This is a genomic window from Nonomuraea sp. NPDC049758, assembly GCF_040674635.1.
In the GTDB taxonomy this organism is placed as follows: domain Bacteria; phylum Actinomycetota; class Actinomycetes; order Streptosporangiales; family Streptosporangiaceae; genus Nonomuraea.
The window spans coordinates 334,661-355,667 of record NZ_JBFAMZ010000003.1 but is presented as its reverse complement, the minus strand read 5'-3'; the positions used below and the strand labels follow the sequence as shown (position 1 = coordinate 355,667).

The window sequence follows — 21,007 nt, the reverse complement described above, 5'->3', positions numbered from 1 at the left end:
CGGACGACACCGACCTCGGCTGGGGCGACTGGCGTGAAGCCGACGCCGACGCCTTCTACCTCGACAACAAGCCTCCGCACTGGGGCTGACCTGGCCGCCCGCGCCGCCCTGTGGCCGGGCGCCCACCTTCCTGGCTCCCGGCCGCCTTCAAATCGGCCCGCCTGATCCCCCTTTCCGGCCCATCGCACCCGGGCCCGTCCTATCTCGATACGTCACTTTTTGCCCCGCCGAATTCCGCTTGCGCCATTAGGGCGTGTCTCAAAGGATCGTCACGCGGTCATTGACGGCGGCGATGTGGACGGTGGCTTTCGTGAGGCGGACACCGGGTTTGCCGTACCGGGCGTCGATGCCGCGATGACGTTCGAGCCGATCGCAGCCACGTGCGCTCGTCGGCACGTCACACTCGTCGGCTGAGCGGGCGCGGCGGCAGGCCGCGTCGAAGGACGGCGAGCGGCCTCCGCGGCCTCCGTAGCCTCCGCGGCCGCCACCCGCTGGCAGACGGCGATGCGGTCGCCCTTGCAGGCCACCACGGCTCCGGGCCGGGCCCGGGGCGGGGCGCGCGGATGGCGTGCAGCACCTGAGGCGGGCGGGTCCAGTCGGTGATGCTCCCCGCCGGTGACCAGGAGGACGCGCGGGGCCGTCAATCTGTGTCACCGGTCGCCTCTGCTTGTGCAGGTGAGCCGTCACAGGCCATCTCCTAGAACCGGACCCGAGTAACGCTCGGCTACCCGCCGACGCCACCCGCGCGGACCGTCTCGCTCACCTGGGCCGGTGAGGTGCGCCAGGGGGCGCCGTGGCCGGGGAGCACCCAGGACGCCGGCAGCCGGGCGATCCGGTCGAGCGAGACGAGCGCTTCGGCGGGATCGTCGGTGAAGGGGGCCGGCTGGGGGCCTTCGCGCCCGGTGAGGACATGCCGGGTGGTCAGGGCGTCCCCGACGAAGACGGCGTCGGCGAGCGGGACGTGCACCGCCACGCTCCCGGGCGAGTGCCCCGGCATGCCCACGATCACCGGGTTGCCGGGCAGGTCCAGGACGTCGCCGTCACCGATCTCGGTGAGCTCGCGGACGTGGCAGGTGCGCAGGCCGTTCTTGCCCAGGGAGTAACCCAGGAATCCCAGCGCGGGGCCGAGCCGCACAGGCCCGACCGCGACCTTGGGCTTCTGTCCGGTACGAGCGCGGACGGCGTCGGCGGCGTGCACGAACACCGGCACCCCGTGCTCGCTGCAGATCCCGCCAGTGGCCGGGCAGCCCGGCGTCGATCAGGGTGATGCTCTCGTCGGTGTCGACGAGATGGCAGGCCACGACGTCATTGCCGAGGCGGTGCAGATGGGGAGCGAGTTTCATGGAACCTCCGGCGCAGGTGCGCCGATCGTGGAACGGGTGGATGTCTGCCGCACGCGCCTCAGAACATTCCGTGCGGAGCCTGCGCCGCTTCCGGCACCGGCTGCACCACGTCCCAGTGCTCGACGATCTGCCCGCCGGCCAGCCGCCAGATGTCGACGACGGCGACGCCGCGCGGGTCGTCGTCCGTGGTCATGAGGTAGTGCATCACCACGTGATCGTCGTCGGCGATGACCCGCTTGAGGTCGAGCCGGGCACGCGCCACGGGAGCCTCGGCGATGTAGGCGACGAACGCGTCCCGCCCGGACGGGTTGCCCGGGCTGTGCTCGACGAAGTCCTCGTGCAGGAGCGTGCGGAGCACGTCGATGTCCCCGGCCGCGAACCGGGTGAAGCCGTCGAGGACCAGGTGCTTGTTGCGGGTGGTCGTGCTGCTGTCGTTCATGGGGACACCGTCGCAGCGCCGGCCCGGCGGTGTCGATTACATGGCATGTAATCGCGCAGGCCAGCGGGGTGTGACGATAATCGCCGGATGAACCAGGACCGGCCGATCGGCGAGTTGCTGCGCGAGTGGCGGCGCCGCAGGGGGCTCAGCCAGCTCGATCTGGCGCTGCAGGCGGACGTGTCCGCCAGGCACGTCAGCTTCGTGGAGACGGGACGGACCATTCCCAGCAGTGCGATGGTGCTGCGCCTGGCCGAGCATCTGGGCGTCCCGCTGCGGGAACGCAACCGCCTGCTGGTCGCGGCCGGTCACGCGCCCGTCGTCCGCGAACGGCCGCTGAAGGACCCGCACCTGGCCTCGGCGCGGAACGTCCTGGGGCAGATCCTGCGCGGGCACGAGCCGTATCCGGCGCTGGCCGTGGACCGGCGCTGGAACCTGCTGTTCGCCAACTCGGCGATCGACGTCTTCCTGGAAGGCGTCGACGCGACGCTGCTCCGGCCGCCGGTCAACATGATGCGGCTCGGCCTGCACCCGGGCGGGTTCGCGTCGCGGCTGCTCAATCTCGGGCAGGTCCGCGGATTCCTGCTGCCCCGGCTCGCCCGCCAGGTCGCGCAGAGCGGTGACGCCGAACTGAGCGCGCTGTACGAGGAGGTGCTGTCCTACGGCCCAGCAGGCGACCCGCGGCCACCGGATCCGGCCGAGATCGCGCTGCCCATCCGCATCCGCCACCGCGGCGCGGAGTTGTGTTTCATCAACACCATCACGACGTTCGGCGCGGCCTTCGACGTCACGCTTGAGGAGCTCGCCGTCGAGGCGTACTTCCCCGCCGACGACGACACCGCCCGCTTCTTCAGGACGGCGGCCGCAGAACCCTCCGCCTGACGCCGCCCGTGCCGGCGCCAAGACCTTCCGGGACGTCTCAGAACTTTTTCAAGATTCTTCGGGACGCGTGTCGATCCGCCCCCGTCCCGTTCGACGCGTCGATGAAAGGAAGGGGACGGGCACGGACCCGGCCCCCGCGACACGTCTCGAAAGGACGACCGGCGACATGCAGAAGATCACGACCTACCTGTGGTTCGACAACCAGGCCGAAGAGGCGGCCGAGTTCTACACCTCGATCTTCGCCGACTCCCGCATCCTGGAGGTCCAGCGCTACCCCGAGGGCGCCCCCGGGCCCGCCGGGCAGGCCATGGTGGTCTCCTTCGAGCTGGCCGGGCAGCGTTTCCTCGCCCTGAACGGCGGCCCGCAGTTCACCTTCACCGAGGCGATCTCCCTCTACGTCGACTGCGCCTCCCAGGAGGAGGTCGACGACCTGTGGGCCAGGCTCACCGACGGCGGCGAGGAGTCGCAGTGCGGCTGGCTGAAGGACCGGTACGGCCTGTCGTGGCAGATCGTCCCGAGGGCGCTGCAGGAGCTGATGAGCGTGCCGGACCCGGCCGCCGCCCAGCGGGTCGTGCAGGCCATGCTGGGCATGCGGAAGATCGTGGTCAAGGGCCTGGAGGACGCCGCCAAGGGCGTCAGCTGACCACGTCCTTGCGCCGGAACCTGCGGAAGGCCACGGCGATCAGGATCGCGGCATAGGTGATCGACACCGAGGCGCCCTTGGCCATCCCGCTCCAGTCGAGCTCGGGGGCCAGGGCGTCCAGCCACGCGTTGTTCCAGAACGTCGGCAGGAACTCGCGCAGCGTCCCCAGCGCCTCGACCGCCTGCAGGATGGTGCACACGATCCACAGGCCCACCGCCCCGCCCACCGCGCCGAGCGGCGAGTCGGTCACCGTGGAGACGAGGAACGCCAGGGCCGCCACCACGAGCTGGCTGACCAGGGCGTAACCGATCACGATGCCGAACCGGGGCAGCACGTCGAGCGCCGGGATCGTCTCGCCGGTGCCGGGCACCTGGATGTCGTGCCAGCCGAACGCGACCGTGCCGGCCAACAACGCCATCAGCGGCAGGCAGATCACCGCCGCCGCCGAGAAGCCGAGCGCCACGATCAGCTTCTGGCGCAGCAGGCGGTCGCGGGGGACCGGCGCGGCCAGCAGGTAACGCAACGACGACCAGTTGGCCTCGGCGGCCACCGTGTCGCCGCAGAACAGGGCGACCGCCACCACCAGCAGGAAGCTCGCCGACACCGACAGGGCGAACGCCGCGAAGTTCAGGCCGCTCGCGGTGGCCAGGTCGCTGATCCGCACCGACGACTGCCCCTGGTTGCCGGACTGCGGCCCGAACTGGAACGCGATCACCAGCACCCACGGCAACGCCACCAGCAGCCCGAACATGACCAGCGTCCGCCGCCGCTTGAACTGCCTGACGATCTCCACGCGCAGCGGCAGCGTGCGGCGCGGCGCGTAGCCGGGCGCGGCGGTCATGATCTGTCTCCGATGAGGTCGAGGAACACGTCTTCCAGGCGCGGACCGCCGTGCCCGTTGCCGTTGCCCGCCGCCGAGCTCAGCAGCCGCGACACGGGCCCGGTGGAGACCAGCCGGCCGCGGTGCATGACGACCACGTGGCTGCAGGTCTGCTCCACCTCCGCCAGCATGTGGCTGGAGACGATGACGGTACGGCCGTCGCGCGCGTAGCGCTTGAGCACCTCACGCATCTCCCTGATCTGGGGCGGGTCGAGACCGTTGGTGGGCTCGTCGAGCACCAGCAGGTCGGGCAGGCCGAGCATGGCCTGGGCGATGGCCAGCCGCTGGCGCATGCCCTGAGAGTAGGTGCGCACGGCGCGGTCGAGCGCCTTGCCCAGGCCCGCGATCTCCAGCGCCTCGTCGAAGTGGGCGTCGGCGGCGGGACGGCCGGTGGCGGCCCAGTAGAGCTCGATGTTGTCGCGGCCGGACAGGTGGGGCAGGAAGCCGGGGCCCTCCACGAACGAGCCCAGCCTGGACAACACGGGCGCGCCGGGGGTGACGGGGTCGCCGAAGATCCGGATCTCGCCGGAGTCGGGGCGGATCAGGCCCATCATCATCCGCATCGTGGTCGTCTTGCCGGCGCCGTTGGGGCCGAGCAGGCCGAGGACCTGGCCCTGCTCGACCCGGAACGACAGCCCGTCGACGGCCCGCTCGCCGTTGCGGTACGCCTTGGTCAGCCCGACGATCTCCAACGGCGCCTCACGCCCGCCGTCACCGCCCGGCGCCTCACGCCCGCCGTCACCGCCCGGCGCCTCCGCCGCCCGGTCGCCGTTCGCGCTCACGCCGGCCTTCGCGGCCGAGCCGCGGCCCGAGGGACGGCCGGTGGCCAGGACGACGGCGGCGGCGAGTACGGCGGCCAGCGGCATCGCCCACACCCACCAGGCCACCCCGGTCGGCGGCGCGGCGAGCGTGGAGACCGTGGGGACGGCCAGCGCCGGCGAGGCCAGGGAGACGCCGAACGCGGCGGGCTCGGCCGGGGTCGCGAACCCCATGTCCGTGGTGGTCACGACCAGCCGCAGCCGGTGGCCCACGGCGAACCGGTGGTCGACGGCCGGCAGGGTGACCGTGGCCTCGGCCGAGCCGGCCCCCTCGGGGATCGTGACCCGGAACGGCGCCACCAGCCCCGCCGGTAGCGCGGGCGGCTGGACGGCGTCGGCGACGTCGTAGAGCTTGGCGAACAGCGTCGCCTGGCCCTTGCCCGACACCTTGACCTTGACCGTGGGGCTGCCGGTGAGCTGGAGCGGGGCGGTGAGCGGCGGCGACTCGAACGCCGCGCTCTGGCCGGGCATGTCGATGGACACGCCCGCGCCGCCGCCCTGGCCGCTCAGCAGCCCCCCGACGCCGGGAACGGTCGAGATCGAGGCGGGGGCGCCACCGGGCGGGTTGACGACGTTCTGCTCGGGGCCGGCGAGCTGCACCGTGGCGGTGTCGGTGCCGGCCAGGCCGGGGTAGGCGGCGGCCTCGGGGTGGAGCCTGATGCGCTGGCGGGTGCCGGGGTCGCGGCCGCCGTCGCGGGTGACGGTGAACGCGCTCACCGCGGGCGCGGCCTCGCGCTTGAGATGGCGGGCGAACCAGGCCGAGGACTGGTCGTAGAGCCAGTCGGCCTCGCCGTTGCCGCCGTCGTGCCCGCCGTCGAACCAGGCCATGCTCACCGGCGTGCCGGCGGCGGCGATGGCCCGGGCGTTGGCGTCGGCGTGGGCGAGCGGGAACAGGGAGTCGCGCTGGCCCTGGAGCAGCAGGGTGGGCGCCTTGATCCGGCCGGCCACGGTGACCGGGCTGGATCTGCGCAGCAGCGCGATGGCCTCGGGCGTCGCCCGGCCGTCTTCGGCGACCTGCTGGTAGATGGCGCAGATCGCTGGCAGGAAGCGGCCGCACCTGGCCTGCTCGACGGTCAGCGGGGCGGCGGCCTCGCGGCGGGACTGGGCGGCGAAGGTGTCGAGGGAGACGCCCTGGCCGAAGAAGATGCCCGCCCACATGCGCTTGAAGACGCCGTCGGCCACGCCCTGCCCGATCGCGGCCTGGGCGGCCGGGCCCGTGGCGGATCCGCCGGCGGCGTTGGGGAAGAGGGCGTCGGCCAGGTCGGCCCAGGTGATCTGCGGGACGATGGCGTCGACGCGCTGGTCGTAGGCGGCGGCCATCAGGGCGATGGCCCCGCCGTACGAGCCGCCCGTGATGCCCACGCGCGGGTCGCCGGCGGCGTCGAGCTGCACCTCGGGCCGCCTGGCCAGCCAGTCGACGAGCTGCTTGACGTCTTTGACCTCGTAGTCGGGCGAGTTGAGCGCGATCTCACCCGTGGAGCGGCCGAAACCGCGCGCGGACCAGGTCAGCACGGCGTAGCCGTCCTGGGCCAGACGGGCGGCCTGCTGGCGGACGCTCTGCTTGCTGCCGCCGAACCCGTGGGCGACCAGCACGGCAGGCGCCTTCCCGCCGCCGGCGGGCGGGAAGAACGTGGCGTCGAGCTCCACCCGCTGATCGTCGGCGGGCCCGTCGACGACCGTGATCCGCTGGTCCTGACCGCGCGCCTCCGCGGCGGACGGCCACACCAGCCACGTCGTCACCCCGATGACGGCGAGCACCGCGACCAGCGCGGCCACACGTTTCATGGCGGTGAGCCTACTTTCCGCACCTGAGAGATCCCTGAGACGGCGCTCAGCCGAGGATCGCGTAGACGGTCGAGGCGTGCGCGGCCGGGTCGCCGTCGCCGTCGGGCGTCAGCGTGACCTCCGAGAAGGCCAGCGAGCGCCCCAGCTTGGTGACGCGCACGTCGAGCAGCACGTCGCGGCCCACCACCGGCCGCTGGAACGTGGTCGACTGCTGCACGGTGGTCATCGGCACGAACCCGCCCCTGGCGGAGGAGATCGCGACGACGGTGGCGGTGTCGGCGGCGGCCATCATCGCCTGGCCGCACAACCCGCCGCCTTCCCTGGCCAGAGAGTCGGACCAGGGGAGCCGGACGACGGCGTGGCGCTCGCCCACCTCCTCCACCCGCAGCCCGAGCTCCTGGATCCAGGGAGCGAAGTATTGCCGGAGAATCGCCTGTGCGTCTTCTGGAGTCACGCGCTCATCATGCACGCTGGAGGGCATGGCGGAGGAGCGGAGCGAGCGTCCTGTGGATAACGCGAAGCAGGGGGAGGAGCGCGACCTGGCCGAGGTGTTCCTGCCGTCCACCTACGCGGCGGACGTCCCCTACGACCTGTACGCCCGGCTCCGCCGGGAGAGCCCGGTCTGCTGGATCCCCGAGCCGGCCGTCGGCCCCTGGCGCGAGGGGCCCGGCTACTGGGGCGTGTTCCGGCACGCCGACGTCAAGCGGGTGCTGCGCAGCTCCGACGACTTCTCCTCCCACCTCGGCGCCACCCAGATCCGCGACCCCGACACCCCTGCCGACCTGGAGTTCGTCCGGTCGATGATGCTCAACATGGACCCGCCCGAGCACTCCAGGCTGCGCCGGATCGTGGCGGCCGCCTTCACGCCGCGCGCGGTCCGCGCCCTGGAACGCACGATCAAGGACCGGGTGGCCGCGCTGCTCGCGCCCGGTGAATGCGACTTCGTCGAGGTGGCCGCCGATCTACCGGTCTGGACGCTGGCCCACGTGATGGGCGTGCCCGAGCAGGACAGGCGGCTGCTGTACGACTGGGCCTCCCGCGTCATCGGCTACCAGGACGACGACTACGCCGGCCTGTCCACGGCCGAGGTCGAGTCCCTGACCCCCGTGGGCCGGCTGGCGGTCGCCGCCCGTCCCGAGCTCGAACCGGGCATGAACCCCAGGTCCAGGGCCGCGCTGACGGACATGTTCGCCTATGCCCACGCCCTGGCCGACACCCCGCACGAGTCCGTCATGTCCGCCATGAGGAAGGGCGGCCTGACCGGGGCCGAGTTCGAGAACATGTTCTTCCTGTTCGCCGTCGCCGGGAACGAGACCCTGCGCAACGGCATCCCCGGCGGCCTGCTCAGCCTGCTGCGCCACCCCGCCGAGCTGGCCCGCCTGCGTGCCGACCCGTCGTTGCTGGAGTCCGCGGTCGAGGAGATGCTGCGCCACTGGCCCCCGGTGATGGACTTCCGCCGCACGGCCACCCGCGACCTGACGCTCGGCGGCCGGCGCATCCAGGCGGGGGAGAAGGTGGTCGTCTACCACGCCTCGGCCAACCGCGACCCGGCCGTCTTCGCCGACCCCGACCGCTTCGACGTCGCCCGCACCCCCAACGACCACGTCAGCTTCGGGTTCGGCCCGCACTTCTGCCTCGGCGCCCACCTCGCCCGCGTCCAGCTCCGGGCGGTCTTCGCCGAGCTGCTCGCCTGGGACGTCGAACCCGCCGGCCCCCCGGTACGACTCACCTCCAACTTCCAGAACGGCCTCAAACACCTCCCGGTACGCCTGACCCGCCGCCCGGACTGAAGGTCGCTGCCCATCCAGACAAATGGGACATCTGAGACCGATGGGCCGGATGACCGTAAGATTTGCGCCGTGAAGTCACCAGCATCGTTCAAGAAGGCCGCAGCATGGGCCTTGCCGTACTGGACCAGAGGCCAGGCGGGGCGCGAGACGCCGCAAGACCTGTTCCGGGTGCTCTACTTCGGATGGCTGGTGGCGCTCACGCTCAAGCTCCTCGGCTCGGCCTGGGACGTCTCGTGGCACTTCAAATGGCTGCGCGACGACCTCGCCCCGCCGCACCTGCTCAACTCCGCCGGCACCGCCCTCGTCGTTGTGCTGACCGTCGTCCACGGCTACACCGGCTACGGCGTCGACAAGGCGGCGCTGCGGCTCATCCAGTGGGGAACCGGGATCTTCCTCGTCGCGGTGCCGCTCGACCTGATCAACCACCGCGTCAACGGGCTCGACATCACCTCGTGGAGCCCGTCGCACATCATGCTCTACGTTGGAACGTTCTTCATGATCATGGGCGTGATCAGGGGCTGGTTCATGGGCGCGCCCCCCGGCCGGGAGCGCACGGTCGTGCTGGGCGCCTTCCTCGCGTTCTTCCTGGAGAACGTGCACTTCCCCGAGCAGCACCAGGAGTACGGCATCCTGTCGCTCGGCGCCTGGGACAACCAGGCCACCTACGCCGAGCCGATCCTGCTGCGCTTCGCCGCCGACCAGATGGGCCGTCCGGTCGACCGGATCATGATGGCCGGGTTCACCCTGCCGGTGCCCGACTACCTCTACCCGGTCTACGCCGTCGTCGGCGGGCTGTCGGTGCTGGTCGCGGCCAGGCTGCTGATCGGCAGGTTCGGCGCGGCGACGCTGGTGGCCGGCGCGTACGTCGGGTTCCGCACGCTGATCTGGCCGCTGCTCACCTTCGGCGGCTTCCCGCCGTCGGCGGTGCCGTTCTTCTTCGTGGCGGCCGGGCTGCTGGTGGACCTGGCGTTCCTGGTGCGCGTCCCGGCCGTGCGCGCCGTGGTGGGGGCGGTCGTGGTGACCGCCGGCGCCTACGGCGCGCTGGTCGCGCAGAACGCCGCCCTGGGTCCGGTCTACGGCGCGATCAAGGGCCAGACCGGCCTGTACGGAGCCCCGCCCCTGGTCACGTCGTCGGCCCTGTGGGCCGGGCTCGGCCTGATGGTCGCCTGGCTGGCGGCCGAATGGCTCGCCGGGCGGCGCGACCGGCGGGCTCAGCCGATCGAGGCCCGGGTGATCGCGACCGCCACCCCGTAGGCCAGTCCCATCACGCCCACCTCGGCCGCCGTCCAGCTCACCAGGGCGGTGGCCCCGCCGCGGCGGATCACCGGCAGCAGGCGGAAGCGGATGTGGGCGGCCAGCGGCACCAGCAGCGCCACCAGCGCCGTCTTGATCACGACGAGCACGCCGTAGTGGCTGGTCAGGATCGCGCCGGGCAGCTCGACGCCGGGCGTGAGGGCCATCGTGCCGAGCCCCGTGACCAGCCCGGACAGTGAGACCAGGAGCAGGCAGACGGTGGCCATCCTGGAGAACTTCGGCAGCGCCACGGCCAGCAGCCCCCGGTGGGGGGCGACGAACACGGCCGTGGCGGCCAGGCCGCCCGCCCAGGCCGCCGCGCCCATCACGTGGATCTCCATCGAGATCATGATGGGGTCGTGCCAGACGGAATTGACCGCGTGCCCGGTGACCGGGATGGGCAGCAGCCCGAACAGCGCCACGATGATCCGCAGCTCCGCGGGCACCTTCTCGCCGAACCTGACCGCCATCAGCCCGATGCCCGCCGCCGCCAGCGCGCACGCCGCGCTGAACAGCAGCCCCTGCCCGGTGCCGACCTCCTCGACGTAGGAGGCGATCAGGCCGAACGTGGGCACCCGGCCCGGATTGAGCTCGGCCGTCTGGAACACGATGGTGAGCAGTGCGCAGATCGCCCACGCCCAGGCCGCCAGCACGGCGAGCGGGCGCACCCGGCGCAGCACCGGCTCGGTGGCGTCGGGGGCGTCGAAGCCGAGCAGCTTGGGCACCAGGCTCAGGCCGACCACGGCGACGGCGGCCAGGTCGAGCAGCACCCGGACGACCGGCAGGCCGTAGGCCACGACCGGCCCCGGCATGGGGATGCCCGGCACGGACTCCTGCGCGGTGAACGTGGACGCGGCCACGGCGGCGACGATCCCGCACACGACGAAGGCGCCGGCGACGAGCCGCCCGCCCAGGACCTGCTGCCCGGAACGGGAGGAGACGGTCGCGGTCACGCCCGCGTCCCGCCCTCGGACGAGGCGGCGCCCTCAGCCGGCTCGGAGGCGGCGGAGGTCGCCGCCGTGTCCGCGCCGGCGGGGGTGGCCCGGCGGAGGGCGACGGCGGTGCCCGCGGCCAGCAGCAGCAGCGCGGCCACGATCCACACGACCGCCATGCCGGCCCCGCCGTTGGCCGCCGCCTCGGCCGCCTCGGCGCTGTCGCCCTGCTCGGCCTGCCCGGCCGAGACGCCGGTGGCGGAGGCGGCCATGGTGAAGCTGATCTTCCCGGTCACCGGATGGCCGTCGGAGGACAGGATCCGGTAGCCCACCACGTACGAGCCGCCCGCGGGCAGCGGCCTGACCTTGACGGAGACCCGCTCGGCGGCCACCTCCGCCGCACCGTCGGCCCACGAGGAGCCGTCCGCCCCCGTCACGCCCACCTGCGCGTAGCCCTGGCGCACCGCCTGGTCGAACACCAGCGTCACCCGCGCGGGCGAGGCGGACAGCGTGGCGCCGTCCTTCGGATCGCTGCCGACCAGCACGTTGTGCGCCTGCGCGGGCAGGGCGAACCCGACCGCGGCGCACGCGAGCAACAGGACCGTGAGTAGCCGCCTCACCGATCAAAACCTTCCATCGAACGAGTCTCGAACCCGTATATGGTCCCACCCATGACGGACCTCTTCGGCGGCGCGGCGCCCTACTACGCCAAGTACCGGCCCGGACACGGCGATCCGGCCATCGACCGGCTGGCTCGCGCGTTCGGCGCGGACGGCGTCGTGCTCGACCTCGGCTGCGGCCCGGGGACGATCGCGATCCCGCTGGCCGGGCGGGTGCGCGAGGTGCTGGCCGTGGACCCCGACGAGGAGATGCTGGCCGAGGGGCGGCGGCTGGCGGCGGGCGTGCCCGGCGTCCGCTGGTTGCGCGGCGACTCGACGACGCTGCGGGAGCTGCCGCCGTTCGGTCACGTCGTGATGGGCAGGTCGTTCCACTGGATGGACCGCCGCGCGGTGCTGGCCGACCTCGACGCGCTGCTGCCGCCCGGCGGCGTCGTCGCCCTCGTCGGCCCCACCCGCGACCCCGCCGAGGAGCCGTGGGAGCCGGTCATGCGCCGGGTGCGCGAGGAGTTCGGGGCGAACACCTGGACGGCCGCCGGCTCCTTCCAGCAGACCGGCGAGCACCACCACGACGTGCTCGCCGCCTCGCCCTTCGCCGACCTGGAGTCGAGCCGGTACGAGCACCGCCTCGCCTACGACCTCGACGCCGTGCTCGGCCTGCAGCTCTCCTACTCCTACACGGCCCCGGCCAGGCTCGGCGACCGCCTGCCCGCGTTCGTCGAGGCGGCCAGGGCCGCCCTGCTGGCCGCCGAGCCGTCGGGCCGCTGGGAGCTGACGACGACCACCGAGGTCCTCATCGCCCGGCGTCCGGCCTGACCGGCCCGGCGGACGGGCCTCAGCGCCGGGTGAGCCGCCGGACCGCGAGGCCGGCCACCCACACCGCCGCCGACGGCCACAGCCGGGCGGCGCGCCAGGCGATCCGCCCCGAGGCCGGCGCCACGATCAGCGCCTTGTTCCTGGCCACCCCGCGCAGGATGTCCCCGGCCAGCGCGTCGACGGGATAGAGCCGCCCCTGCGCCCGCACCGCCGCGCTCCTGGCATGGGCGGCGATCTCGTTCTGCGGCAGCCCCGGGTTGGCGTGGTCGAGCAGCGGCGTGTCGACGAACCCCGGGCAGACCACGCTCACCCGCACCCCGTACGCGGCCGCCTCGGCCCGCAGCGCCAGCGAGAGCCCGACCACGGCGTGCTTGCTCGTCGTGTACGGCAGCATCAGCGGCGCGGGCACCAGCCCGGCCAGCGAGGCGGTGTTGACGATGTGCCCGAAGCCCTGGTCCACCATGATCGGATAGGCCGCGTGCACGCCGTGGACGACGCCGCGCAGGTTCACGTCGATCGTCCGGTTCCAGTGGTCGAGCGTCAGCTCGCGGGTGCGGCCGCCGACCGCGATGCCGGCGTTGTTGAACAGGAAGTCGAGCCGCCCGCGTGCGGCCTTCACCCGGGTGACCAGCGCGGCCACGGCCTCGGCGTCGGTGACGTCGAGCCGGGCGAACTCCAGCCCGGAGTCGGCGGCGGCCTGCTTGCCCGCCTGCTCGTCGACGTCGGCGATCACCACCGTCACGCCCCTGCGCCGCAGCTCCCGCGCCACCGCGAGGCCGATCCCGGAGGCGCCCCCGGTCACCACCGCGACCTTCACCGGCCCGGCTCCGCCCATATCCCCATGGCCTGCCAGACCTTCCTGCTGACGGCGTTGACGAGCCCGATCTCGGCGCACAGCTCGCGCGTCCGGCCGACCGAGTCGCGGATCTCCCGCCGGGCGGCCGGGTTGTCGCGGTAGATCTCGGCCACGACCTGCGGCGGGACGCGGAAGTGCCTGATCAGCGGGCCGGGCGGCGCGAGCATGATGCGGGCCATCACGCCGAGCACGACCGGCGAGATCACGCTCAGCAACATCCGCCGGTGGCGGGGCATGCGCGGCACCCGGTCGCGGAGGTAGTGGCGGGCGAAGGAGATGTGCCTGGCCTCCTCCGCGATGTGGATGCGCATGATCGTCTCTTCCAGCGGATGGTGGGCCCGGCCGTCCTTCAGCACCTTACGCTGCACGTGGTCGATCGGGTCCTCGCCACCCAGGACGAAGACGAAGAACAGCTCGGTGGAGATCAGCGGGATCCAGGGCGCGATCTGGGCGACCAGGGACAGCGGCCGCGGCATGCCGCGTATCGGGAGCTTGGTGCGGTTCACGAACTCCTGGAACATCATCCCGTGATGTCCCTCTTCGATGGTCTCGTGGTAGACGTACCGGAACTCGGGGGAGCCGTTCGGCAGGCGGTAGGCGTAGTTGAGCAGGCCGCGCTTGAGCAGGTTCTCGAACTGCAGGCCGATCTTCATGGCGGTGGCGACCCGCCACAGGCCGATCCTGGCGCGGACCTCGGGGGAGCGGCTGCGGTACCAGGGGTGGCCGCCCAGCTTGTCGACCTCGGGCAGCTCCCAGCGCGGGTCGGCCTGGTCCACGCGGAACTCCGGGTCGTCCCACGGGATGTCGCGGTAGGGCTCCCAGTGCTTGTCGACCGACGCCTTCGACAGGCGTTCGACGACCGCCTCGTAGGCGGTGCGATCGGCGATCCTCTCGTCGTTCTCCCTGGCGGCGGCAGAGCTCGGTGCGGATGTCATCGCGGCTGCTCCTCTCCTCGCCCTTGTAATTGTACGAAGGATCCAATAGGCGTGGAAGAGGGACCCGGGTCACAGGTTCTCGACGGGCAGTCCCAGTTCTCCGGCGACCGCCGTACGCAGCAGGACGGCGGCCCGGCGGCGCGAGAGCACGTGGGGATGCACGTGCGTCTGGACCGCCAGGCCGTCGATGAGCGCGAAGATCCGCCAGGCCGCCTCCTCCGGATCGCCGCAGGCGAACGTGCCGGAGCGCACGCCGTCCTCGATGATCGAGCGCAGCAGCGAACGGCTGCGCGCGTCGATCCGGCGGGAGATCTCCGCCAGCTCCGGGCTGCGCATCGCCTCGGCCCAGGCGTCGATCCACAGCCGCCACTCGTCCGAGGGGATCACCGGCGAGCAGCGCCGCAGCAGGGCGCGCAGCCGTTCGAGCGCGCCGGCGGGGGACTCCTCGATGTCGGACAGCGCGTCCAGATGCAGCCTGGCCGCGTAGCCGAACGCCTGCGCGAACAGCCGGTCCTTGGTGTCGAAATGGTAGAAGAGCAACGCCTGGCTGACGCCCGCCGCGCGGGCGATGTCGAGGGTCCGGGTGTGACCGAACCCCTGCTCGGCGATCACTTCGCAGGCCGTCTTGAGGAGGTCTTCGCGCCTTAATCGGCTGAAAGTGGGTGTCACAGCGAGTAACTCTAACTACTGATCAACGGTATTTGTAGGACAAAACGGGCGCCGCGTTCGGAGGGCTCGATGGTGAGCGTGCCCTCGTGGTTCTCGGCGATCTCGCGGGCGATGGGCAGGCCGAGCCCGGTGCCGCCGGCATCGCGGCGGCGGGAGTCGGCCAGCCGGGTGAACCGCCGGAAGACGGCTTCGCGCTGGTCGGGGGCGATGCCGGCGCCGTCGTCGAGCACCTCCAGCACCGCGCGTCCCTCCTGTTCACCCACAGTCACAGTGATCATGGTATCGGCGTGCCTCTCGGCGTTGTCGAGCAGGTTCGCCAGCAGGCGGGACAGCCGCAGCGCGTCGCCCGCCACGACCACGCCCGAGCGCAGCCGCGTCTCCACCAGCCTGCGCTCCGGACGGCGCAGCAGCTCCTCGCGCACCAGCCTGGCCAGGTCCACCGGCTCGCGCCGGCCGGGCGCGCCCGCCTCCAGCCGGGCCAGGGTCAGCAGGTCGCCGACGATGTTCTGCAGGCGGTCGAGGCCCTCGATCACGCGCCGGCCGGTCCGGGGCCAGTCGGTCTCCTCTGGGGCGAGCATCGCCTCCTCGACCTGCGTGCGCATCGCCGCGATCGGGCTGCGCAGGTCGTGGGAGGCGTCGGAGGCGAACCTGCGCTGCTGCTCCACCGCGTGTTCGAGCCGGTCGAGGGTCTCGTTCACGGTACGGGCGAGGTCGTCGAGCTCGTCCCGGTGCCGTCCCCTGGGCACCCGGCGGCCGAGGTCGGTGGCGGTGATCTCGGCCAGTTCGTCCTTGATCGCCGAGACTGGGGTCAGCGCCTTGCGCGCGGTCAGCCAGGCCACGCAGGCCGTGACGGCCGCCAGCAGCAGCACGCCGAGCCCGGTGACCGGCGGGTACCAGGGGCTGATGTACCAGGGGAGTTCGGGGGTGTAGGCGTAGATCATCCAGGGCCTGCCGCCGACGTGCGCCCGGAAGCCGACGGTGATCAGGCAGTGGACGCCGCGCAACCGGTCCGTGCAGGACGTGGTGTCGAGGCGGGCGTCGGTGCCGGTGGCGGTGGCGGTGCTGAGCGGCGGCTGCCCCGTCAGACGCGGGCTGGCCTGCCGGATCCGGCCGTCGGCGTCGACGACCTGGATGAGGTCGGTGCCCTCGGTGACGGCCACGGGCCGCAGGCGGCCGGGCGCGTCCCGCTCGACGACGAAGGCGATGCGGCGGGCGGCGCCGGCGGTCTGCTCGGTGAGGAAGCCGGTGGCCAGCGTGTGCACGAGCGGCGTGACGAGGAGCGCGGTGACGCCGTAACCCGCCAGCGCGCACAGCAGGGCGGCCAGTGTCAGCCGCCGCTGCACGGACCAGCGTCTGAACATGCGCACGCACCCTCCGGCGACCAGATGATCACAGGAGGCGTTAGGGGTCCTAATTAGCGGAGTTTCGGCGACAAATGCGGCCGAAAGGCCCTCCAGAGCATTGCTCTATGCGTGCCGCCGCGACCTGACTAGAGTAAGTGAACACTGATGCCAAGGAGTCGATGTGGACCTTGCAGAGTATCGGCGTGCCGCCGCGGAGTGGCTGCGCGACAACGTCCCGGCCGACGATCAGTCAGGGGCCGACGCCCTGGCCCGCGCCAAGGAGTTCATGGCCAGGCTGTACGACGCCGGCTACTCCGGCATCACCTGGCCGCGGGAGTGGGGCGGCCAGGGGCTGACGCAGGCCGAGGAGCGCGCCTTCGCCGCCGAGGCGCGTGACTACACCCTCCCCACGTACGTCTTCTCCATCGGGCTCGGCATGACCGGGCCGACGCTGGTGGACCGGGGCACCGACGCGCAGCGCGAGCGGTTCGTCCGGCCGCTGCTGCGCGGCGAGGAGGTCTGGTGCCAGCTGTTCTCCGAGCCGGGCGCCGGCAGCGACGTGGCCAGCCTCCAGACCCGCGCCGTACGCGACGGCGACACCTGGGTCGTCAACGGCCAGAAGGTCTGGACCTCGGTCGCCCACCACGCCGACTGGGGCCTGCTGCTGGCCCGCACCGACGTCGAGGTGCCCAAGCACCGCGGCCTGACCATGTTCGTGGTGGACATGCACCACCCCGGCGTGACGGTCCGGCCGCTCAAGGACATGTCCGGCCGGGCCAACTTCAACGAGATCTTCTTCGACAACGTGACGATCCCCGACGAGCACCGGATCGGCGAGGTGAACGACGGCTGGAGCGTGGCCGTCACCACCCTGCTGCACGAGCGGCTGTCGATCTCGGCGGGCGTCGGCATGGGCGGCCAGAAGGACAACCCGGCCACCTTCGAGGCGCTGCGCGAGACGCTCGACACCGGCGACCCGCTGGTCCGCGACCAGCTCGTCGAGCTGCACATCCGCAGCCGCGCCCTGGCCCTGTTCAACCAGCGGCTGGCCCAGGAGACCAGGGCGGGCATCTTCCCCGGCGCCCGCGGCAGCGCCGCCAAGCTGCTGCTGGCCGAGCTGACCCTGTTCCAGGCCGACCTCGCCACCCAGCTCGTCGGCCCCGAGTCCGTGGTCGGCGACCACCCGCTGTCCCGGTCGATCTCGCTGGCCCCCGGCATGGCGCTGGGCGGCGGCACCAACGAGATCATGCGCAACATCGTCGGCGACCGGGTGCTCGGCCTGCCGCCGGAGCCGCGGGTGGACAAGACCGTGCCGTTCAAGGACCTGAAGGTGGGGACGCAGGGGTGAAGCTCGTACTCAGCCAGGAACAGCAGCAGCTCCGCGAGGCCGTGCGCGACTTCCTGCGCGCCGCCTCGCCGCTGCGCAAGGCCCGCGAGGGCTACGACCCCCAGGTGTACGCCCGGCTCAACGGCGAGCTCGGCCTGTCCGGCCTGGTCGTCCCCGAGGAGCACGGCGGCGCCGGGGCCGGGCTCGCCGACCTCGCGGTGGCCCTGGAGGAGACCGGCGCCGCGCTGCTGCCCGGCCCCTTCCTCGCCACCCAGTTCGCCGCGCTGGCGCTCACCCAGGTGCCCGACAAGGAGCTGCTGGGCGGCATCGCCGAGCGCCGCGTCGCCGCCACGCTCGTCCAGCCCGAGAGCGACCTCGCCTTCGACGGCACGGCCGTCACCGGCGCCCTGCCCCGGGTGCTGTCCGGCATGGAGGCGGACGTGCTGCTCACGCCCGCGCCCGGCGACGGCGGCGTGCTGCTGGTGGCCGTCGACCTGGCCGGCCCCGGCGTCACGCGGACCCCGCTGGAGACGCTCGACCTCACGCGCGGCCAGGCGCGGGTGACCCTGGAGCACGCCCCCGCCCGCGTGCTCGGCCGCCCGCCCGCCGGCAGCGGCATCGGCGACCGGCTGTGCGTCGCGCTCGCCGCCGAGCAGCTCGGCGTGCTGCGCGCCTCGCTGGACGCCATCGTCGCCTACGCCAAGATCCGCGTCGCCTTCGGCCGCTACATCGGCTCCTATCAGGGCGTCAAGCACAAGCTCGCCGACATGCACGGCAAGCTCGAACAGGCCGAGTCGATCGTCAGGTACGCCGCCTGGGCCGCCGACGAGTCGCCCGCCGAGCTGCCCGGCGCCGCCGCCCTGGCCCAGGCGTACGTGGGCCGCGCCTGCTTCGAGGTCGCCCGCGACCACCTGCTCCTGCACGGCGGCATAGGTTTCACCTGGGAGCACGACGCGCATCTGTTCTACAAGCGGGCCAAGTCCGACGAGGTGCTGCTCGGGCCGCCCCGCATCCACCGGGCCCGTCTCGCGGAACTCCTGGAGCTGTAGATGGACATCAGCGGCCTTCCCGGCTTCTACGCCATCGCCGCCGCCGACCCCGGCCGCCTGGCCGTGATCGACACCGACGGCACGCGGACCACGTACGGCGAGCTGCTCGCCCGGGTCAACCAGGTCTCCCACGGCCTGCGGGCCCGCGGGCTGGGCAAGGGCGACGTGGTCGCGGGCGTGCTGCCCAACGGCGTCGACGCCGTCGTCATGCTCATGGCGACCGGCCAGATCGGGCTCTACTACGTGCCGGTCAACTGGCACCTCACCGAGTCCGAGGTGTCCTACATCCTGGCCGACTGCGACGCCAAGGTCGTGGTCACCGACGCCGCGCACGCCGTGCCGGGCGCCGAGATCGGCACGTCCGGGCTGGCCGAGGGGCAGCCCGCGGACGCCCCCGACGGACGTACGGCCGGGGCGGTCATGTGGTACACCTCCGGCACCACCGGCTTCCCCAAGGGCGTGCAGCGCGCGCTGCCCGACGCCGAGCCGGAGGCCGTCGTGCCGCTGTACACGTGGTTCCTCGGCGAGGTCGTCGACCTCGCGCCGGGCGACGCCGTGCACCTGGTGACCTCGCCCATGTACCACTCGGCGCCCTGCGCGCACACCCAGTTCGCGCTGCACCTCGGGCACACTGTGGTGATCACGCCCAGGTTCGACCCGGTCGACATCCTGGAGCTGATCCAGCGCCACCACGTCACCAACGCCATGATGGTGCCGACCATGTTCCACCGCATGCTCCAGCTCCCCGAGGACGTCCGGGCCAAGTACGACGTGTCGAGCCTGCGCCAGGTCATCCACACGGCCGCGGCCTGCCCGGTCGCCGTCAAGCAGGCGATCATGGACTGGTGGGGCCCGGTGCTGTACGAGTACTACGGCTCCACCGAGTCCACGATCGCCTTCTCCGTCAAGCCGCACGACTGGCTGGCCAGGCCCGGCACGGTGGGCCGCCCGGCGCCGACGTTCGAGGCCAAGATCTGCGACGAGAAGGGCGAGGAGCTGCCGCCGGGCGAGCCCGGCATGATCTACGTCAAGTCCTCGATGGGCTCCTTCGAGTACCGCAAGGACCCGGCCAAGACCGCCGCCAGCATGCTGGGCGAGTGGTACGCCCCCGGCGACATCGGCTACCTCGACGACGACGGGTTCCTGTTCCTGTGCGACCGGCGCACCGACCTGATCGTCTCCGGCGGGGTGAACATCTACCCCGCCGAGATCGAGGCCGCGCTGCTGGAGCACCCCGCGGTGGCCGACGTCGCGGTCATCGGCGTGCCCGACGAGGAGTGGGGCCACAACGTGGTCGCGCTCGTCCAGCCCGCCGAGGGCGTCGAGCCGGGCCCCGAGCTCACCGCCGAGCTGCTCGAACACTGCGGGCCCCGGCTCGCCCGGTTCAAGCACCCGAAGGTCGTCGAGTACCGCGACCGGCTCCCGCGCACCCCCACGGGCAAGCTGTCGCGCTCGAAGGTGCGCGAGGGTTACCTGGCCGAGGCGGGGAACACCAGCTCCTCGCTGTAGTCGCGGCCGTCGCCGAGGTAGAAGCGGGTGGCGAGGGTGCGGTCGGCGGTGTCGAAGACCGTGGTCCACAGCGTGCGGAACGGACCGGCGGCATCTTCCTCCGGCCGCACCGCGCGCAGGCTGTCCCGCAGGTCGCCGGCGGACATGGTGGCGCCCTTGCTGCGCTCGTACAGGGTGCGCAGCCGGCCGTAGGTGCCCAGGCTCGCCGGGGTGTCGGCGGGCAGGGCCATCGGGTCGGGATGGCGGTGCAGCAGGTGGTTGGTGACGCACAGCGGGCCGTCGCCGAACTCGACGGCGTGTTCGGTGCCGTCCGTGCCGCGCTCCCACACGAACGCCTGGCCGTGGGCGTCGGCGACCAGGTAGTGCAGGGGCAGGCCGAGGTCGTACTGCTTGGCCCCCAGCAGCGCCTGCCTGGCCTGCGCCGCGGTCTCGCAGGTGTCCATGAGGAACCGGGGCAGTTGCAGGCTGCCGAGCCCGACCTGGGGGGCGTCCTGCCGCGGCGGGGTGGCGGTCTCGGCGTCGGCGATCAGCAGCATGACGGCCAGGCCGGCCTCGTTGATCCCGTCGATGCAGCCGTCGAGGCCGTTCATGGTGATGACGGTCGAGGCGAGGCCGTCGTCGGGCACGGTGCTGATCACGTACGGGCGGGCGGCCATGGGCAGCTCGCCGGGGCGGGCCGGCTCGCCCATGAGCCGGCTGGTGGTGTGCAGGAAGAAGTCGTAGTTGCGGCCCACCCTGCCGTGCCCGTCGGCGGAGGCGGACGGCGGGCACCACAGGGCCGAGCAGGCGGCGCCCGCGGGCACGAAGTTCCAGCCGTCGAGGGCCAGCTCGTCCTGGTCGGGGTCGAGGCCGAGCGCCGCGGCGGCGCCGTCCATGCGGGCGTGGTGCTGCGGCCAGTTCCGTTCGAACCAGGACATCCTTGCTCTGATCACCGCCGGGTCGGCGGTCGTGGGCGACCAGCCGAGCCGGCGGGCCTCCTCGGTGAGCACCCGGCCGATCTCGAACTGGCTGCCGGTGACGGTGAGGTGCGTGACGAGCTGGAAGTCGTCCTTGCCGCCGGCCACGCAGGTCATGTTGGTCATGC

The 21,007-nt window shown here is 72.5% G+C and carries 21 protein-coding genes; 8 read left to right on the top strand and 13 right to left on the bottom strand.

Going from position 1 to position 21,007, the window contains the following annotated elements; genetic code table 11:
* Nucleotides 1-258 precede the first annotated feature (258 nt).
* The 3 genes from AB0J46_RS09720 to AB0J46_RS09710 form a co-directional block, all read right to left on the bottom strand.
* Nucleotides 259-396, bottom strand: coding sequence for a hypothetical protein (locus tag AB0J46_RS09720; RefSeq protein ID WP_364328809.1), 138 nt, complete (start codon nucleotides 394-396; stop codon nucleotides 259-261).
* Between the two features lie 328 nt (nucleotides 397-724).
* Nucleotides 725-1,228: an MBL fold metallo-hydrolase gene (locus AB0J46_RS09715; protein ID WP_364329606.1), complete on the bottom strand. Its 504-nt coding sequence runs from the start codon at nucleotides 1,226-1,228 to the stop codon at nucleotides 725-727.
* Nucleotides 1,229-1,401: 173 nt separating this feature from the next.
* On the bottom strand, nucleotides 1,402-1,782 hold the full coding sequence (locus AB0J46_RS09710) for a nuclear transport factor 2 family protein (RefSeq protein WP_364328806.1): 381 nt from the start codon (nucleotides 1,780-1,782) through the stop codon (nucleotides 1,402-1,404).
* Between the two features lie 87 nt (nucleotides 1,783-1,869).
* Between AB0J46_RS09710 and AB0J46_RS09705 the strand changes: the two genes are divergently transcribed.
* Nucleotides 1,870-2,661 carry a helix-turn-helix domain-containing protein gene (locus tag AB0J46_RS09705; RefSeq protein ID WP_364328803.1) on the top strand — a complete coding sequence of 264 codons (792 nt, stop codon included), beginning with the start codon at nucleotides 1,870-1,872 and terminating at the stop codon, nucleotides 2,659-2,661.
* Between the two features lie 166 nt (nucleotides 2,662-2,827).
* Nucleotides 2,828-3,304: a VOC family protein gene (locus AB0J46_RS09700; RefSeq protein WP_364328800.1), complete on the top strand. Its 477-nt coding sequence runs from the start codon at nucleotides 2,828-2,830 to the stop codon at nucleotides 3,302-3,304.
* On the opposite strand, the gene AB0J46_RS09695 is transcribed toward AB0J46_RS09700, so the two are convergent.
* From AB0J46_RS09695 to AB0J46_RS09685, 3 genes are read right to left on the bottom strand one after another with little or no spacing between them, the layout of a single operon-like run.
* Nucleotides 3,297-4,145 (bottom strand): ABC transporter permease subunit, encoded by an 849-nt coding sequence (locus AB0J46_RS09695; RefSeq protein WP_364328797.1) that lies wholly within the window; start codon nucleotides 4,143-4,145, stop codon nucleotides 3,297-3,299. The genes AB0J46_RS09700 and AB0J46_RS09695 overlap by 8 nt on opposite strands.
* Nucleotides 4,142-6,787 carry a CocE/NonD family hydrolase gene (locus AB0J46_RS09690; RefSeq protein ID WP_364328794.1) on the bottom strand — a complete coding sequence of 882 codons (2,646 nt, stop codon included), beginning with the start codon at nucleotides 6,785-6,787 and terminating at the stop codon, nucleotides 4,142-4,144. The genes AB0J46_RS09695 and AB0J46_RS09690 overlap by 4 nt, the downstream gene beginning before the upstream one ends.
* A 46-nt stretch (nucleotides 6,788-6,833) precedes the next feature.
* Nucleotides 6,834-7,241, bottom strand: a complete 408-nt coding sequence (locus AB0J46_RS09685; protein ID WP_352321529.1) for a PaaI family thioesterase — start codon at nucleotides 7,239-7,241, stop codon at nucleotides 6,834-6,836.
* A 52-nt stretch (nucleotides 7,242-7,293) separates the two neighbouring features.
* Here AB0J46_RS09685 and AB0J46_RS09680 point away from each other — a divergent pair, with 52 nt between their 5' ends.
* Complete coding sequence (locus AB0J46_RS09680) at nucleotides 7,294-8,577, top strand: cytochrome P450 (protein WP_364328789.1); 1,284 nt, start codon at nucleotides 7,294-7,296, stop codon at nucleotides 8,575-8,577.
* 69 nt (nucleotides 8,578-8,646) lie between these two features.
* Nucleotides 8,647-9,831: a hypothetical protein gene (locus AB0J46_RS09675; RefSeq protein WP_364328786.1), complete on the top strand. Its 1,185-nt coding sequence runs from the start codon at nucleotides 8,647-8,649 to the stop codon at nucleotides 9,829-9,831.
* Here AB0J46_RS09675 and AB0J46_RS09670 read toward each other — a convergent pair.
* Entirely contained in the window at nucleotides 9,789-10,823 is a 1,035-nt protein-coding gene (locus tag AB0J46_RS09670; RefSeq protein ID WP_364328783.1) for a CopD family protein, read from the bottom strand. The genes AB0J46_RS09675 and AB0J46_RS09670 overlap by 43 nt on opposite strands.
* Complete coding sequence (locus tag AB0J46_RS09665; RefSeq protein WP_364328780.1) at nucleotides 10,820-11,422, bottom strand: copper resistance CopC family protein; 603 nt, start codon at nucleotides 11,420-11,422, stop codon at nucleotides 10,820-10,822. Before AB0J46_RS09665 ends, AB0J46_RS09670 begins: the two co-directional genes overlap by 4 nt.
* Before the next feature lie 51 nt (nucleotides 11,423-11,473).
* On the opposite strand from AB0J46_RS09665, the gene AB0J46_RS09660 reads away from it, so the two are divergent.
* Nucleotides 11,474-12,235, top strand: coding sequence for a class I SAM-dependent methyltransferase (locus AB0J46_RS09660; protein ID WP_364328777.1), 762 nt, complete (start codon nucleotides 11,474-11,476; stop codon nucleotides 12,233-12,235).
* A 19-nt stretch (nucleotides 12,236-12,254) separates the two neighbouring features.
* Here the strand turns inward: AB0J46_RS09660 and AB0J46_RS09655 are convergent, their stop codons facing one another.
* From AB0J46_RS09655 to AB0J46_RS09640, 4 genes are all read right to left on the bottom strand, one after another.
* Nucleotides 12,255-13,052 carry an SDR family oxidoreductase gene (locus AB0J46_RS09655; protein WP_364328774.1) on the bottom strand — a complete coding sequence of 266 codons (798 nt, stop codon included), beginning with the start codon at nucleotides 13,050-13,052 and terminating at the stop codon, nucleotides 12,255-12,257.
* On the bottom strand, nucleotides 13,049-14,026 hold the full coding sequence (locus AB0J46_RS09650) for a diiron oxygenase (RefSeq protein ID WP_364328771.1): 978 nt from the start codon (nucleotides 14,024-14,026) through the stop codon (nucleotides 13,049-13,051). Before AB0J46_RS09650 ends, AB0J46_RS09655 begins: the two co-directional genes overlap by 4 nt.
* A 69-nt stretch (nucleotides 14,027-14,095) precedes the next feature.
* Nucleotides 14,096-14,695: a TetR family transcriptional regulator C-terminal domain-containing protein gene (locus AB0J46_RS09645; RefSeq protein WP_364328768.1), complete on the bottom strand. Its 600-nt coding sequence runs from the start codon at nucleotides 14,693-14,695 to the stop codon at nucleotides 14,096-14,098.
* A gap of 11 nt (nucleotides 14,696-14,706) precedes the next feature.
* The gene (locus tag AB0J46_RS09640; protein ID WP_364328765.1) at nucleotides 14,707-16,056 is read right to left on the bottom strand and encodes a HAMP domain-containing sensor histidine kinase; all 1,350 of its coding nucleotides are present in this window, start codon (nucleotides 16,054-16,056) and stop codon (nucleotides 14,707-14,709) included.
* Between the two features lie 163 nt (nucleotides 16,057-16,219).
* Here AB0J46_RS09640 and AB0J46_RS09635 point away from each other — a divergent pair, with 163 nt between their 5' ends.
* Genes AB0J46_RS09635 through AB0J46_RS09625 form a run of 3 tightly spaced genes read left to right on the top strand, consistent with a single transcriptional unit; the run spans nucleotide 16,220 to nucleotide 19,923 of the window.
* Nucleotides 16,220-17,386, top strand: a complete 1,167-nt coding sequence (locus tag AB0J46_RS09635; RefSeq protein ID WP_364328762.1) for an acyl-CoA dehydrogenase family protein — start codon at nucleotides 16,220-16,222, stop codon at nucleotides 17,384-17,386.
* On the top strand, nucleotides 17,383-18,414 hold the full coding sequence (locus AB0J46_RS09630) for an acyl-CoA dehydrogenase family protein (RefSeq protein WP_364328759.1): 1,032 nt from the start codon (nucleotides 17,383-17,385) through the stop codon (nucleotides 18,412-18,414). Before AB0J46_RS09635 ends, AB0J46_RS09630 begins: the two co-directional genes overlap by 4 nt.
* On the top strand, nucleotides 18,415-19,923 hold the full coding sequence (locus AB0J46_RS09625; protein WP_364328756.1) for an AMP-binding protein: 1,509 nt from the start codon (nucleotides 18,415-18,417) through the stop codon (nucleotides 19,921-19,923).
* Here the strand turns inward: AB0J46_RS09625 and AB0J46_RS09620 are convergent.
* The gene (locus AB0J46_RS09620) at nucleotides 19,884-21,005 is read right to left on the bottom strand and encodes a C45 family peptidase (protein WP_364328753.1); all 1,122 of its coding nucleotides are present in this window, start codon (nucleotides 21,003-21,005) and stop codon (nucleotides 19,884-19,886) included. The two genes, AB0J46_RS09625 and AB0J46_RS09620, sit on opposite strands and share 40 nt — an antisense overlap.
* Nucleotides 21,006-21,007: the final 2 nt, after the last annotated feature.

What these genes read in the sequence shown, in the direction of transcription:
- AB0J46_RS09710 (WP_364328806.1), bottom strand. Translation starts at nt 1,782, where the DNA reads ATGAACGACAGCAGCACGACCACCCGCAACAAGCACCTGGTCCTCGAC.
- AB0J46_RS09705 (WP_364328803.1), top strand. Translation starts at nt 1,870, where the DNA reads ATGAACCAGGACCGGCCGATCGGCGAGTTGCTGCGCGAGTGGCGGCGC.
- AB0J46_RS09700 (WP_364328800.1), top strand. Translation starts at nt 2,828, where the DNA reads ATGCAGAAGATCACGACCTACCTGTGGTTCGACAACCAGGCCGAAGAG.
- AB0J46_RS09695 (WP_364328797.1), bottom strand. Translation starts at nt 4,145, where the DNA reads ATGACCGCCGCGCCCGGCTACGCGCCGCGCCGCACGCTGCCGCTGCGC.
- AB0J46_RS09690 (WP_364328794.1), bottom strand. Translation starts at nt 6,787, where the DNA reads ATGAAACGTGTGGCCGCGCTGGTCGCGGTGCTCGCCGTCATCGGGGTG.
- AB0J46_RS09660 (WP_364328777.1), top strand. Translation starts at nt 11,474, where the DNA reads ATGACGGACCTCTTCGGCGGCGCGGCGCCCTACTACGCCAAGTACCGG.
- AB0J46_RS09650 (WP_364328771.1), bottom strand. Translation starts at nt 14,026, where the DNA reads ATGACATCCGCACCGAGCTCTGCCGCCGCCAGGGAGAACGACGAGAGG.
- AB0J46_RS09640 (WP_364328765.1), bottom strand. Translation starts at nt 16,056, where the DNA reads ATGTTCAGACGCTGGTCCGTGCAGCGGCGGCTGACACTGGCCGCCCTG.
- AB0J46_RS09625 (WP_364328756.1), top strand. Translation starts at nt 18,415, where the DNA reads ATGGACATCAGCGGCCTTCCCGGCTTCTACGCCATCGCCGCCGCCGAC.
- AB0J46_RS09620 (WP_364328753.1), bottom strand. Translation starts at nt 21,005, where the DNA reads ATGACCAACATGACCTGCGTGGCCGGCGGCAAGGACGACTTCCAGCTC.